Source organism: Agromyces mangrovi (assembly GCF_030296695.1).
GTDB lineage: Bacteria > Actinomycetota > Actinomycetes > Actinomycetales > Microbacteriaceae > Agromyces > Agromyces mangrovi.
Genome location: NZ_AP027737.1, coordinates 3,395,563 through 3,407,936 on the forward strand (window position 1 = coordinate 3,395,563; position 12,374 = coordinate 3,407,936).

Genomic DNA, 12,374 nt, shown 5'->3' on the forward strand with positions numbered 1-12,374 from the left:
TGCCCGATCCGGGGTGGTGCGACTAGTGGTGGTCGGAGTGCGACGCCTCGAGCTCGGCCCGCGTGACCGGCGCGATGCGGTCCTCGAAGAACCAGCGCGAGAATCCGGCGCGCATCTTCTGCCAGACCGAGATCTTGCCGCGGGCATCCGGGCGGATCATGAGCGGCGCGTAGCTCTCGTAGCTCACGAGGCGCCAGCGGTCGTACTCGTCGAGGGGCTGGTGCACCTCGATGAACTCGCCGCCGGGCAGCTTCACGATGCGGCCGGACTCGTAGCCGTGGAGGACGACCTCGCGATCCTTCTTCTGCAGGGCGAGGCACACGCGCTTCGTGATGAAGTACGCCAGGAACGGCCCGAGGATGACCACGGCCTGGAGGGAGTGGATGACTCCCTCCATCGTGAGCTTGAAGTGCGTCGCGATGAGGTCCGAGCTCGCCGCCGCCCAGAGGCCGGCGTAGAACGTGACGCCCGCGGCACCGATGGCGGTGCGGGTCGGCGCGTTGCGCGGACGGTCGGCGATGTGGTGCTCGCGCTTGTCGCCGGTGATCCACGCCTCGATGAACGGGTAGATGAACACGAGGCCGAGGAACACGAGCAGGCCCACGAGCGGCACGAGGATGTTGAACGACCACGTGCGCTCGAGCCAGACGAACTCCCACCCCGGCGGGATGAGCCGCAGGGCGCCGTCGGCGAAGCCGATGTACCAGTCGGGCTGGGTACCGGCCGACACGGGGGACGGGTCGTACGGGCCGTAGTTCCAGATCGGGTTGATCGTGAACAGCGACGCGATCAGCGCGAGGACACCGAAGACGATGAAGAAGAAGCCACCGGCCTTCGCGGCGTACACCGGGAGGATGGGCGGGCCGACCGCGTTCTGCTGCGTCTTGCCGGGTGCGGCGTACTGGGTGTGCTTGTGCACGACCACGAACAGCAGGTGCACCGCGATCAGCGCGACGATGATGGCCGGCAGCAGCAGGATGTGCAGCGTGTACAGGCGGCCCACGATCGCCGTGCCGGGGAACTCGCCGCCGAACAGCAGGAACGAGGTCCAGGTGCCGATCACCGGCATGCCCTTGATCATGCCGTCGATGATGCGGAGGCCGTTGCCCGAGAGCAGGTCGTCGGGGAGCGAGTAGCCCGTGAAGCCCTCGCCCATTGCGAGGACGAAGAGCACGAAGCCGATGACCCAGTTCAGCTCACGCGGCTTGCGGAACGCACCCGTGAAGAAGATGCGGAGCATGTGCAGGCCGATGGCCGCCACGAACAGCAGCGCCGCCCAGTGGTGCATCTGGCGCACGAAGAGGCCGCCCCGCAGGTCGAAGGAGATGTCGAGCGTCGACGCCATGGCGACCGACATCTCGATGCCCTTGAGCGGCACGTACGAGCCCTCGTAGTGCACCTCGGCCATCGACGCCTGGAAGAAGAACGTCAGGAAGGTGCCCGAGATGAGCACGACGACGAAGCTGAAGAGCGCGATCTCTCCGAGCAGGAAGGACCAGTGGTCGGGGAAGGCCTTGCGGCCGAGCTCCTTGACGACGGTCGAGATGCTCGTGCGCTCGTCGATGTAGTTCGACGCGGCCGCCGTGAAGCCGCCCTTGCGCTTCTCGGGGGCGCTGGTGGTCGGTGCTGCGGTGCTCAATGACGCTCCCAGAAGCTCGGGCCGACGGGTTCGGTGAAGTCGCTCTGCGCGACGAGGTAGCCCTCGTCGTCGACCGCGATGGGCAGCTGGGGGAGCGGCCGCTTCGCCGGGCCGAAGATGACCTCGCAGTGGTTCGCGACGTCGAACTGCGACTGGTGGCAGGGGCAGAGCAGGTGGTGCGTGTGCTGCTCGTACAGAGCCACGGGGCATCCGACGTGCGTGCAGATCTTGGAGTACGCCACGATGCCCTGGTACGACCAGTCGGCGCGGTCGGGGGCCTCGTTGAGCTCCTCCGGGTTGAGGCGCATGAGGAGCACGGCCGCCTTGGCCTTCTCCTCGAGCTTGTGGTGCTCGAGTTCGTTCAGGCCCTCGGGGATGACGTGGAAGGCGCTGCCGATGGTGACGTCGGACGCCTTGATGGGCACGCCCGACGGGTCGAGCGTCAGGCGCGTGCCCTGTGCCCACATGGTGTGGCTGAGCAGCTCCACCGGGTCCTGGTCCTGCGGCGCGAGCCCGCGGAAGAGCACGACGGCGGGCAGCGGGAAGACCACGAGCGCACCGATGAGGCTGTTGCGGATGACGGAGCGGCGGCTGAAGCCCGACTCCTGGTCGGCGTCCTGGAACACCTTCACCGCGCCCGCGCGGGTCTCCTCGGAGCCGCGGACCGGGTGACGCTCATCGACGAGTTCGACGTCGTGCATGAGCGCCTTGGCCCAGTGCACCGCGCCGAAGCCGATCGCGAGCAGGGCGAGCGAGACGCCGAGGCCGAAGAACAGGTTGTTGAGACGGACGTCGAAGACGTTGTTCGACTCCATCGGGAAGATCATGTACGCGGCGATCGCCCACACGCTGCCGACGATCGACAGGTAGAACATCGTGTAGACGGAGCGCTCCGCCGACTTCGCCTTCTTCGGGTCCTCGTCGGTGACCCGCTTGCGGTGCGGAGGGAATCCGGGGTTCTCGAATCCGTCCGCGACGACCACTGCGGTCCCGGGGGAGGCGGCGACCTCCTGCTCGTGCGATGACGAGCCGGCAGCGGCGATGTCGGTACCGCCGTTGTCGTCCTGTGCCATGGTTCTCCTTCTTACGCTTCCTCGTCGCCCGTGCGCCTAGTTCGACTTCGCCGTGATCCACACGGTGATCGCCACGATGGTGCCGAGACCGAAGATCCAGATGAAGAGTCCCTCGGACACGGGGCCGAGCGAGCCGAGCTCGAATCCACCCGGGGAGCGGTTGTCCTGGATGTACTGCAGGTAGGTGATGATGTCGCGCTTGTCTTCCGGCGTGATGTTCAGGTCGTTGAACACCGGCATGTTCTGCGGGCCCGTGACCATGGCCTCGTAGATGTGCACGCCCGAGACGTCGTTCAGCGCGGGGGCGTACTTGCCCTCGGTGAGTGCGCCGCCGGCGCCGGCGACGTTGTGGCACATCGCGCAGTTGATGCGGAACAGCTCGGCGCCGTTCGCGGCGTCGCCGCCGCCGTTGACCAGGCTGTCTGCGGGGATGTCCGGGCCGGGGCCGAGGGATGCGACGTAGTAGGCGAGCTGCTTGGTCTGCTCATCGGTGAACTGGACCGGCTTCTGCTCCGCCTGCGGGCCCTGCATCTGCATGGGCATGCGGCCGGTGCCGACCTGGAAGTCGACCGCGGCGGCGCCGACGCCGACGAGGCTCGGGCCGGCCTCCGTGCCCTGGGCGTCGAGGCCGTGGCACGTGGCGCAGTTCGCCTGGAAGAGCTTCTTGCCCTCCTCGATGGTCTGCTGCGACGTCGCCTCGACCTCGGCCTGTGCGGTACCCGTGCTGAAGGCGGCGTACGCGCCGCCCGTGAACACGAGGCCCAGGGCGAGCAGTGCCACGGTGGCGAGCGGGGAACGTCGTCCCGTCCGACGCTTCGAGCTGGTCATCGTTCTCTTCCTGTTGCGGTGCATGCGGATGTTCGTGGGCTCCCCGAGCGTCATTTGAGGACGTAGATGACGAAGAAGAGGCCGATCCAGACGACGTCGACGAAGTGCCAGTAGTACGACACGACGATCGCGCTCGTCGCCTCCTTGTGCCCGAAGTGCGAGACCGCGTAGGCACGGCCGACCACGAGCAGCATGGCGATGAGGCCGCCGGTCACGTGCAGGGCGTGGAAACCGGTGGTGAGATAGAAGGCCGAGCCGTAGGCGTTCGAGTCGAACGCGATGCCCTCGGAGACCAGCTGCGCGTATTCGAGCACCTGGCCCGACACGAAGATGGCGCCGAGCACGTAGCTCAGCAGGAACCACTCGACGAGGCCCCACTTCATCAGGTTGAACGGCCCACCGGTGCGGCGCGGCTGGAAGCGCTCCGCAGCGAAGACGCCGAACTGCGCCGTGAACGAGGAGGCGACCAGGATCGCCGTGTTGATCGCGGCGAACGGGACGTTCAGGCGGTCGGCCTCGAAGTTCCAGAGCTCGGGTGACGTGGACCGCAGCGTGAAGTAGATCGCGAAGAGGCCGGCGAAGAACATCACCTCGCTGCCGAGCCAGACGATCGTGCCCACCGCGACGGTGTTGGGCCTGTTGATCACGGGCGGTGTGGCCGCAGGGGCGATTGAAGAGCTCGTCACGCTCCCCATTATGGCCGATTTCCGAGGGCGGTTTTGAGCAGGGTGGCGGACGTGTCTCCGAAACGCATGGGAACGACCCCTGAATCCCGCCGTGAACGGCCCGTGAATCCGCAGGGAATCGGCTCTGGCTAGGATCGTGGCATGCCCGAGACCCCCACCTGGCCGTCGGTCCTGACCGCCCTCCTCGACCGCGAGGACCTGAGCGTCGCCGATGCGGCGTGGTGCATGGAACAGGTGATGACGGGCGACGCCACACCCGCCCAGCTCGCCGCCTTCCTCGTGGCGCTGCGTGCGAAGGGGAGACCGTCGACGAGGTCGTCGGGTTCCGCGACGCGATCCTCGACCACGCGGTCGCGCTCGACGTCGACCCGATGGCGCTCGACATCGTGGGCACGGGCGGCGACCGCGTCGGCACGGTGAACGTGTCGACCATGGCATCCATCGTCGCGGCGGCATCCGGAGCCCCCGTGGTCAAGCACGGCAACCGCGCCGCCAGCTCGGCGTCGGGGTCGTCCGACGTGCTCGCCGCGCTCGGCGTCGACCTGGGCATCGACCCGTCGCGCGTGGCATCCGTGCTCGACGAGGTGGGCATCACGTTCGTCTACGCGGCCGCGTTCCACCCCGGCTTCCGGCACGCGGGCCCCACGCGCGCCGACCTCGGCATCCCGACCGTCTTCAACATCCTCGGACCGCTCTGCAACCCGGCCCGCGCCGAGGCGTCGGCGGTCGGGGTGGCGCAGCTCGACCGGGTGCCGCTCATCGTCGGCGTCTTCCAGACCCGCGGCGCGACCGCACTCGTGTTCCGCGGCGACGACGGGCTCGACGAGCTGACGACGACCGGGCACAGCCACATCTGGGAGGTCTCGGGCGGCACGGTGCGCGAGCACGACCTGGACCCGCGCGAACTGGGCATCGCCCGCGCCGACATCGCCGACCTGCTGGGCGGCGATGCGGCGCACAACGCCGGCGTGGTACGCGAGGTGTTCGGCGGCGCCGCCGGGCCCGTGCGCGACATCGTGCTGCTGAACGCGGCGGCGGGTCTCGTCTCGTACGCGCTCGCCCGCGATCCCTCGCAGCTGCAGCGGAGCATCCTCGACCGGTTCCGCGAGCAACTCGCGGTCGCCGCGGAGGCGATCGACTCCGGTGCGGCCGCGGCCAAGCTCGACGCGTGGGTGCGGGCGACCGTCAGCTGACGTCCTCGTCGACCCAGTCGAAGGTCTTCGTCACGGCCTTGCGCCACTGGCGCATGAGGCGTGCGCGCTCCTCGTCGTCGATGGCGGGCTCCCAGCGGCGGTCCTCGCGCCAGTTCGCGCGGAGCTCGTCGAGGTCGCTCCAGACGCCGGTCGCGAGCCCCGCGGCGTAGGCGGCGCCGAGCGCGGTGGTCTCGGCCACGACAGGGCGCACGACGGGCATGCCGAGGATGTCGGCCTGGAACTGCAGCAGGGTGTCGTTGGCGGTCATGCCGCCGTCGACCTTCAACTCCGTGGGCGGGGTGCCCGTGTCGGCGATCACGGCGTCGAGCACCTCGCGCGACTGGAACGCGGTCGACTCGAGCACCGCACGGGCCAGGTGCCCCTTGTTGACGAAGCGGGTGAGGCCGACGAGCGCGCCCCGGGCGTCCGGGCGCCAGTACGGGGCGTAGAGGCCGGAGAAGGCGGGCACGAAGTACGCGCCGCCATTGTCGTCGACGGTCTTCGCGATGGTCTCGATCTCAGCGGCATCCGAGATCAGGCCCAGGTTGTCGCGCACCCACTGCACGAGCGAGCCGGTGACCGCGATCGACCCCTCGAGCGCGTAGTGCGGCGGCGCATCGCCGAGGCGGTACCCGACCGTGGTGAGCAGGCCGTTGGCCGAGCGCACGATCTCCTCGCCCGTGTTCACGATCAGGAAGTTGCCCGTGCCGTAGGTGTTCTTGGACTCGCCCGCGTCGAACGCCGCCTGCCCGAAGGTCGCCGCCTGCTGGTCGCCGAGGATGCCGGCGATGGGCGTCTCGCGCAGCAGGCTCGACGGTGCCGCGGTGCCGTAGACCTCCGACGACGAGCGGATGTCGGGCAGCATCGCCCGCGGCACGTCGAACGCCTCGAGGATCTCGTCGCTCCACTGGAGCGTCTCGAGGTCCATGAAGAGGGTGCGGCTGGCGTTCGTGACATCCGTGGCGTGCACCCCGCCCGTGGGGCCGCCGGTGAGGTTCCAGAGCAGCCAGGTGTCGATCGTGCCGAACAGCAGCTCGCCCGCCTCGGCGCGCGCCCGGGCGCCGTCGACGTGCTCGAGGATCCACGCGAGCTTCGTGCCGGCGAAGTACGTGTTGAGCGGCAGGCCGGTCGTCGCGGCGAACCGGTCGCGGCCCCCTCCGCGGCCAGCCGGTCGACGATCGGCTGCGTGCGCGTGTCCTGCCAGACGATCGCGTTGTACACCGGGAGCCCGGTGGTGCGGTCCCACACCACGGCCGTCTCCCGCTGGTTCGTGATGCCGATCGCGCGGATGTCGTGACGGGTGATGCTCGCCTTGCCGAGGGCCTGGCCGATGACCTCGCCGGTGTTGCGCCAGATCTCGATGGGATCGTGCTCCACCCAGCCGGCGCGGGGGAGGATCTGCCGGTGCTCCAGCTGGCCGGTCGAGACCGTGCTCCCGTCGCGGTCGAACACCATCGCACGCGTGCTCGTGGTGCCCTGGTCGATCGCGATCACGTACTCGCCCATCAGCGTGCCTCCCGGTCGCGCATCGACGCGCGGCATCCACGATACCGACGCGGCCCGTCGCCCGACAGCGTCGGCTTCGGGGCTGACGCCCCGCCCGCAGGCGGCGTAGGTTGGGCTCGGGTGCCGCATCGCCGCGCAGCGCCCGCGGCGCACGAGGGGAGGGCCATGAAGAAGCTGATCAACGACCCGGTCGACGTGGTCGCGGAGTCGCTGGCGGGGTTCGGCACGGCGCACGCCGACATCGTCCGCGTGGTGGCCGACCCGCTGCACGTGGTGCGGCGCGACGCGCCGGTGGCCGGGAAGGTGGCGCTCGTGAGCGGCGGGGGCAGCGGCCACGAGCCGCTGCACGCCGGATACGTGGGCCACGGCATGCTGGACGCCGCCGTGCCCGGCGCGGTGTTCACGTCGCCCACGCCCGACCGCATCCTGGCGGCGATGCAGGCGGTGGACGCCGGCGCGGGCGTGCTGCTCATCGTGAAGAACTACACCGGCGACGTGCTGAACTTCGAGACCGCGGCCGAGCTCGCGGTCGCGCAGGGCATCGACGTCCGCACGGTGATCACCGACGACGACGTCGCCGTGACGGACTCGCTGTACACGGCCGGGCGCCGGGGCACGGGCGGCACCGTCCTCGTGGAGCGCATCGCGGGCGCGGCGGCGGAACGCGGCGACGACCTCGACGCGGTCGCGTCCATCGCCGCGGGCGTCAACGCGGACGCCCGGTCGATGGGGGTCGCGCTGACGCCCTGCACCGTGCCCCACTCGGGCGAGCCGAGCTTCACCCTGGCCGAGGACGAGATGGAGTTCGGCATCGGCATCCACGGCGAGCCGGGGCGCGAGACGCTTCCGATGGAGGCTGCCGACCGGATCGTCGACCGGCTCCTCGACGTGATCCTGCCCGACCTGCCCTTCGCCTCGGGAGACCGCGTGCTCCTCATGACCGACGGCATGGGCGGCACGCCGCTGGCCGAGCTGTACATCGCGCACCGGCGCGCGTCGGAGCGACTGGCGGAGGAGGGCATCGAGGTGGCGCGATCGCTCGTCGGCGACCACGTGACGGCGCTCGAGATGCAGGGTTGTGCACTGACGGTGCTGCGCCTCGACGACGAGCGCATCGAGTTGTGGGATGCTCCCGTGCAGACCGCGTCGTTGCGGTGGCGGCGCTAGCGGCGGCGCCGAGAGTGAGGAGTGGCATGGACGTTGACAGCAACTGGGCGACCGACTGGGTGCGACGGAGCGCCGACGCCGTCGCCGCGCACAAGGCCGACCTCGCCGCGCTCGACCGCGCGATCGGCGACGGCGACCACGGCGAGAACCTCGACCGCGGCTACCAGGCCGCGCTCGCGGCGCTCGACGGGCTGGGCGACGACGCGACGCCGGCCGATGCGCTCATGCTCGTCGCGACCACGCTCATCTCCAACGTCGGCGGTGCGGCCGGCCCGCTGTACGGGACGGCGTTCCTGAAGGCATCGGGCGCCGCCCAGGGGCTCGACGAGCTCGGGCCGTCGGACGTGGTTGCGATCCTCACCGCGGCACGCGACGGCATCGTGCTGCGCGGCAAGGCCGAACCGGGCGACAAGACGATGGTCGATGCGTGGACTCCCGCGGTCGAGGCGGCGAGCGCCGCCGCTGCGGCCGGGTCGGACGTGCGAGCGGTGCTGGAGGCCGCGGCGGGTGCGGCCGAGCAGGGCGCGGCCGACACCGAGCCGCTCGTCGCCCGGAAGGGGCGGGCGAGCTACCTGGGCGAGCGGTCGGCCGGGCACCGCGACCCGGGGGCCGAGTCGACCGCGCTGCTGCTGCGCGCAGCGGCCGAGGCGGCGGCGGATGCGGCGGAGCGCCGTGGCAGCTGACCCGAACGCGCCCAGGGTCGGGCTCGTGTTCGTCTCCCACTCGGCGGCCATTGCCGACGGATTGGTGGAGCTCGCCCGTCAGATGGCGGAGGACGTGGTGCTGGTCGCCGCGGGCGGCACCGACGACGGCGGCATCGGCACGAGCTTCGCGAAGGTCTCGGAGGGCATCGCGCGTGCGGACGCGGGCAGCGGCGCCGCGGTCCTGTTCGACCTGGGCAGCGCGGTGCTGACCGCCGAGACGGCGCTGGACTTCGTCGAGGACGACCAGCGGGCGCGCGTGCGTGTGGTGGATGCGCCGCTGGTCGAGGGCGGTGTCGCCGCGGCGGTGGCGGCGCAGACGGGCGGCACGCTGGACGAGGTGGTCGCGGCCGCGAGCGGCGCGGCGCGCGGCGAGGCGGCGGGCGAATCGCCGCCCGCCGACCCGGGCCGGCCGCGATACGAACGCACCGTCACGCTCCGCAACGAGGCGGGCCTGCACGCCCGCCCCGCGGCCGAGTTCGTACGCCTCGCGAGCACCTTCGACGCGCACGTGTTCGTCGACGGGAAGGACGCGAAGAGCCTGTTGGCGATCATGTCCCTGGGGGCGGTGCGCGGCGACGACGTCACCATCTCGTCCGACGACACGCGGGCGCGCTCCGCGGTCGACGCGCTCGCGGAGCTCGTCGAGTCGGGCTTCGGCGAGGCGTGACCGGGGTCAGTTGCCGCCCGCGACGCGGATGTCGGCACCGGTCGTGTACGACGCGTCCGTGCTGAACAGGTAGGCCACGGCTCCGGCGATCTCGTGCGGCTCGCCCGCTCGGCGCATCGGGATGTTCGGCGCGCGCTCGTCGGGCGCGTTCGGCCGACCGGCATCCGCGTGGATCTCGGTGTGCGTCGTACCGGGCGAGACCGTGTTCACGCGCACGCCGACCGCGGCGAACTCCTTGGCGAGCCCGGTCGTGAGCGCGTTGAGCGCCGCCTTGCTCATGGCGTACGGCACGTAGGTGTGCGGCGCGCCGCTCGTCGCGGCGCCGGAGGAGATGTTCACGATGCATCCGCCCTCGCCGCCGCGGTCGGTCGCCATGTGCGCGATCGCGTCCTTCGCGAGCAGGAGCGGCGCGAGCACGTTGACGTCGAGCACGAGCTGCGCCTCGTCGTCGTCGACGTCGAGGAACTCGCCGATGCGGCCGGTGATGCCGGCGTTGTTGACGAGTCCGGTGATGCGCCCGAAGTGGTCGAGCACCGACGGCACGAGGGCCCGCACCTGCGCGAGGTCCGCGAGGTCTGCGTGCAGCACCGCCACCTCGCTGCCCGCAGCGCGGCACTCGTCGGCGACCTCGCGTACCTCGTCGGCGCGCACCCGGTAGGTGAGCGCGAGGTCGTGCCCGTCGGCGGCGAGCCTGCGGGCGATCGCCGCGCCGATGCCGCGTCCGCCGCCGGTGACGAGGGTGACGGGGCGTGGGGCGGATGCTGCGGGGTCGGCCATGCGCCCACGATATGCCCGAACGCCGGGGCCGGAGAACTGCACGAGGAACGTGCCGACCGCCACGACGCCGAGCGCCGCCCACTGCAGCGGGGCGAGTTGCTCGGCGAGGAAGATCGCCGCGAGCATCGCGATCTGGATGAGCATCGTGTTGTTGATGGCCGCGGACGGCGCGGCGCGGAGGGTGCGCAGGGTGTGGTTCCAGAGGGTCCACGCGATCGCGGTGTTGACGACGGCGAGGACCGCGATGATCGCCCACGCCCGGGCGGAGACGACCGGAGGTCCCTCGACGGCGAGTCCCGTGCCCAGCAGCGCGAGCGCGCCGATGGTCATCGACGGTGCGGTGATCGCCAGCGCCGAGGCGTGCGCACCTGCGTTCACCGCTCGGCCGAGCACCGATGCGGCCGCATTGGCGAGCAGGCCGACGACGGCGACGGCGATGCCGGCGACGGTGGCGCCCGCGCCGCCCCCGGCGGCGAAGTACGTGACGCCCCCGACGACGGTCAGGGCGAGGCCGAGGAGTCCTCCGCGCCCGACCCGCTCGCCGAGCGCGAGCAGCGCGCCGATCGCGACGGCGACCGGTGTCAGCGAGTAGAAGAGGCTGAGGGTGGCGGCCGGCAGGAGCGCGAGCCCGACGAACTGGGCGCCCTGGGTGATCGCGTACATCACGAGGCCGAGCACCGCGAGCTCGCCCCACTGGCGCGGGGTGAGCGCGCGGAGGTCGGCCCGGACGCGCGGACGCGCGAGGGCGACGGCGAGGAGGATGACGGCGGCGAGCCCGTAGCGCAGTCCGGCGAACGTGAGCGGCGGCAACGCGTCGTCGAGTCCGATGCGGATGAGCACCCACGACGACGACCAGAGGACGGTGACGAGGAACGCCTGCGCCGTGGCGACGAGCACCTGTCGTCGCATCCGATCGCGCTCCCGTCCCGGGCGTCGCGCCCGACAGCCCCAGAGTAGGGTGTCGCACATGGTTGAGGCGTCGGTGGTGCTCGTGCGCTTCGTCGCGCTCGTCGCCGACGTGCCGGCCGCCGTCGCGGAGGGCGTCGGGTTCGCCGCTCCGCACGCCCTGCTGCTCGCCGTCGTCTCGGTCGTCGCGGTCGCGACGGTCCTCGTCGTGCTGCGGCGACTCGACGTCGAGGTCGACGCGGGGGCGCTGGTCTTCCGCGGGCAGACCGTCGACCCCTCGCGCCTCCTCGCGCAGTGCGACCCGGATGCGGCGGGCAGCGTTCGCCCGAGGGCTCCGGGCCGCCGGTCGACGGCCGCGTGACGTCGCGCAGCGGACTCGGGCGCCGAGTGCCCGCCCGCTGACGCACGGCTCGCAGCCGATACGGACCCCATCCGTCATCGACCTCGAGGACACCATGAACCCCTTCGACCTGCCCCTGCTCGCCACCATCGTCGATCACGCCGCGACCGCGCTGCTGCGCCTGGCCGACCTGCTCGACCCGTTCGCCGGACCGGCGAGCGCCGCCCTCGCGATCGTGCTGGCGACCGCGCTCGTCCGCACCGCGCTGGTGCCGCTCGGCGTGGCCCAGGCGCGCGCCGACCGGGACCGGCGACGGCTCGCCCCGCGTGTCGCCCGAATCCGCGAGCGGTACCGCGACCAGCCCGAACGTCTGCAGGCCGAGCTGCGCTCCTCTACGCGGCCGAGGGCGTGTCGCCCGCGGCGGGCTGCCTCCCCGCCCTCGCGCAGGCGCCCGTGCTCTCGTTCGCCTACGCGACGCTCGTGCTGCCCACGATCGCGGGACACCAGAACGTGATCCTGAGCGCGACGGCGTTCGGCGTGCCGCTGGGCGACTCGTTCGCGGCGGCAGCCACGGCATCCGCCCTGTCGCCGACGCTGATCGCGATCACGCTCGTGCTGGTCGCGGTCGCACTGCTCGCGGGAGAGCTCTCGCGACGGGCGTTCGCCCCGGACGACCCGGCCCTGCCGGCGTGGGCGCGCCGCTCCACCGGCCTGCTGCAGTTCCTGACGGCGGCGATCGTGCCCTTCGTGCCCGTCGCCGCCGGCATCTACCTCGCCGCGACGGTCACCTGGACGCTGGGGCAGCGGCTCGTGCTGCAGCGCGTGTTCGCGGCGCGCGCGTGAGGCATGTCAAGTCAACTTGACTAGCTCGGCTGCGCTGACCTACCG

Annotated in this window: 9 protein-coding genes and 3 pseudogenes; 6 read left to right on the plus strand and 6 right to left on the minus strand. The window is 71.4% G+C overall.

Annotated features, from left to right (window positions below):
* Nucleotides 1-22: 22 nt before the first annotated feature.
* The 4 genes from qcrB to ctaE are packed head-to-tail and all read right to left on the minus strand — an operon-like array spanning nt 23 to nt 4,235.
* Nucleotides 23-1,639, minus strand: coding sequence for a cytochrome bc1 complex cytochrome b subunit (qcrB, locus tag QUE38_RS16200; protein WP_286309356.1), 1,617 nt, complete (start codon nt 1,637-1,639; stop codon nt 23-25).
* Nucleotides 1,636-2,712 carry a cytochrome bc1 complex Rieske iron-sulfur subunit gene (gene qcrA, locus QUE38_RS16205; RefSeq protein WP_286309357.1) on the minus strand — a complete coding sequence of 359 codons (1,077 nt, stop codon included), beginning with the start codon at nt 2,710-2,712 and terminating at the stop codon, nt 1,636-1,638. Before qcrA ends, qcrB begins: the two co-directional genes overlap by 4 nt.
* 36 nt (nt 2,713-2,748) lie before the next feature.
* Nucleotides 2,749-3,540 (minus strand): cytochrome bc1 complex diheme cytochrome c subunit, encoded by a 792-nt coding sequence (gene qcrC / locus QUE38_RS16210; RefSeq protein ID WP_286309358.1) that lies wholly within the window; start codon nt 3,538-3,540, stop codon nt 2,749-2,751.
* 50 nt (nt 3,541-3,590) lie between these two features.
* Entirely contained in the window at nt 3,591-4,235 is a 645-nt protein-coding gene (ctaE, locus tag QUE38_RS16215; RefSeq protein WP_286309359.1) for an aa3-type cytochrome oxidase subunit III, read from the minus strand.
* A 132-nt stretch (nt 4,236-4,367) separates the two neighbouring features.
* Between ctaE and trpD the strand changes: the two are divergent.
* Nucleotides 4,368-5,419: pseudogene (gene trpD, locus QUE38_RS16220) on the plus strand (anthranilate phosphoribosyltransferase).
* On the opposite strand, the pseudogene glpK reads toward trpD, so the two are convergent.
* A pseudogene (glpK, locus tag QUE38_RS16225) lies at nt 5,412-6,925 on the minus strand (glycerol kinase GlpK). The pseudogenes trpD and glpK sit on opposite strands and share 8 nt — an antisense overlap.
* Before the next feature lie 165 nt (nt 6,926-7,090).
* Between glpK and dhaK the strand changes: the two are divergent.
* The 3 genes from dhaK to dhaM are packed head-to-tail and all read left to right on the plus strand — an operon-like array spanning nt 7,091 to nt 9,463.
* Complete coding sequence (dhaK, locus tag QUE38_RS16230; RefSeq protein ID WP_286309360.1) at nt 7,091-8,092, plus strand: dihydroxyacetone kinase subunit DhaK; 1,002 nt, start codon at nt 7,091-7,093, stop codon at nt 8,090-8,092.
* 26 nt (nt 8,093-8,118) lie between these two features.
* Complete coding sequence (gene dhaL, locus QUE38_RS16235) at nt 8,119-8,775, plus strand: dihydroxyacetone kinase subunit DhaL (RefSeq protein WP_286309361.1); 657 nt, start codon at nt 8,119-8,121, stop codon at nt 8,773-8,775.
* Nucleotides 8,765-9,463: a dihydroxyacetone kinase phosphoryl donor subunit DhaM gene (dhaM, locus tag QUE38_RS16240; RefSeq protein ID WP_286309362.1), complete on the plus strand. Its 699-nt coding sequence runs from the start codon at nt 8,765-8,767 to the stop codon at nt 9,461-9,463. The genes dhaL and dhaM overlap by 11 nt, the downstream gene beginning before the upstream one ends.
* Nucleotides 9,464-9,469: 6 nt before the next feature.
* Here the strand turns inward: dhaM and QUE38_RS16245 are convergent, their stop codons facing one another.
* A complete protein-coding gene (locus QUE38_RS16245) occupies nt 9,470-11,149 on the minus strand; it encodes an SDR family oxidoreductase (protein WP_286309363.1) in 1,680 nt (559 codons plus the stop codon).
* A gap of 58 nt (nt 11,150-11,207) precedes the next feature.
* On the opposite strand from QUE38_RS16245, the gene QUE38_RS16250 reads away from it, so the two are divergent.
* Nucleotides 11,208-11,507, plus strand: a complete 300-nt coding sequence (locus QUE38_RS16250; RefSeq protein WP_286309364.1) for a DUF6412 domain-containing protein — start codon at nt 11,208-11,210, stop codon at nt 11,505-11,507.
* Between the two features lie 94 nt (nt 11,508-11,601).
* Nucleotides 11,602-12,329 (plus strand): annotated as a pseudogene (gene yidC, locus QUE38_RS17765) (membrane protein insertase YidC).
* Nucleotides 12,330-12,374: the final 45 nt, after the last annotated feature.

Bases quoted from the DNA above. Each gene is read 5' to 3' on its own strand.
- qcrA (WP_286309357.1), bottom strand. From the start codon at position 2,712: ATGGCACAGGACGACAACGGCGGTACCGACATCGCCGCTGCCGGCTCG.
- qcrC (WP_286309358.1), bottom strand. From the start codon at position 3,540: ATGACCAGCTCGAAGCGTCGGACGGGACGACGTTCCCCGCTCGCCACC.
- ctaE (WP_286309359.1), bottom strand. From the start codon at position 4,235: ATGGGGAGCGTGACGAGCTCTTCAATCGCCCCTGCGGCCACACCGCCC.
- dhaK (WP_286309360.1), top strand. From the start codon at position 7,091: ATGAAGAAGCTGATCAACGACCCGGTCGACGTGGTCGCGGAGTCGCTG.
- dhaL (WP_286309361.1), top strand. From the start codon at position 8,119: ATGGACGTTGACAGCAACTGGGCGACCGACTGGGTGCGACGGAGCGCC.
- QUE38_RS16245 (WP_286309363.1), bottom strand. From the start codon at position 11,149: ATGCGACGACAGGTGCTCGTCGCCACGGCGCAGGCGTTCCTCGTCACC.
- QUE38_RS16250 (WP_286309364.1), top strand. From the start codon at position 11,208: ATGGTTGAGGCGTCGGTGGTGCTCGTGCGCTTCGTCGCGCTCGTCGCC.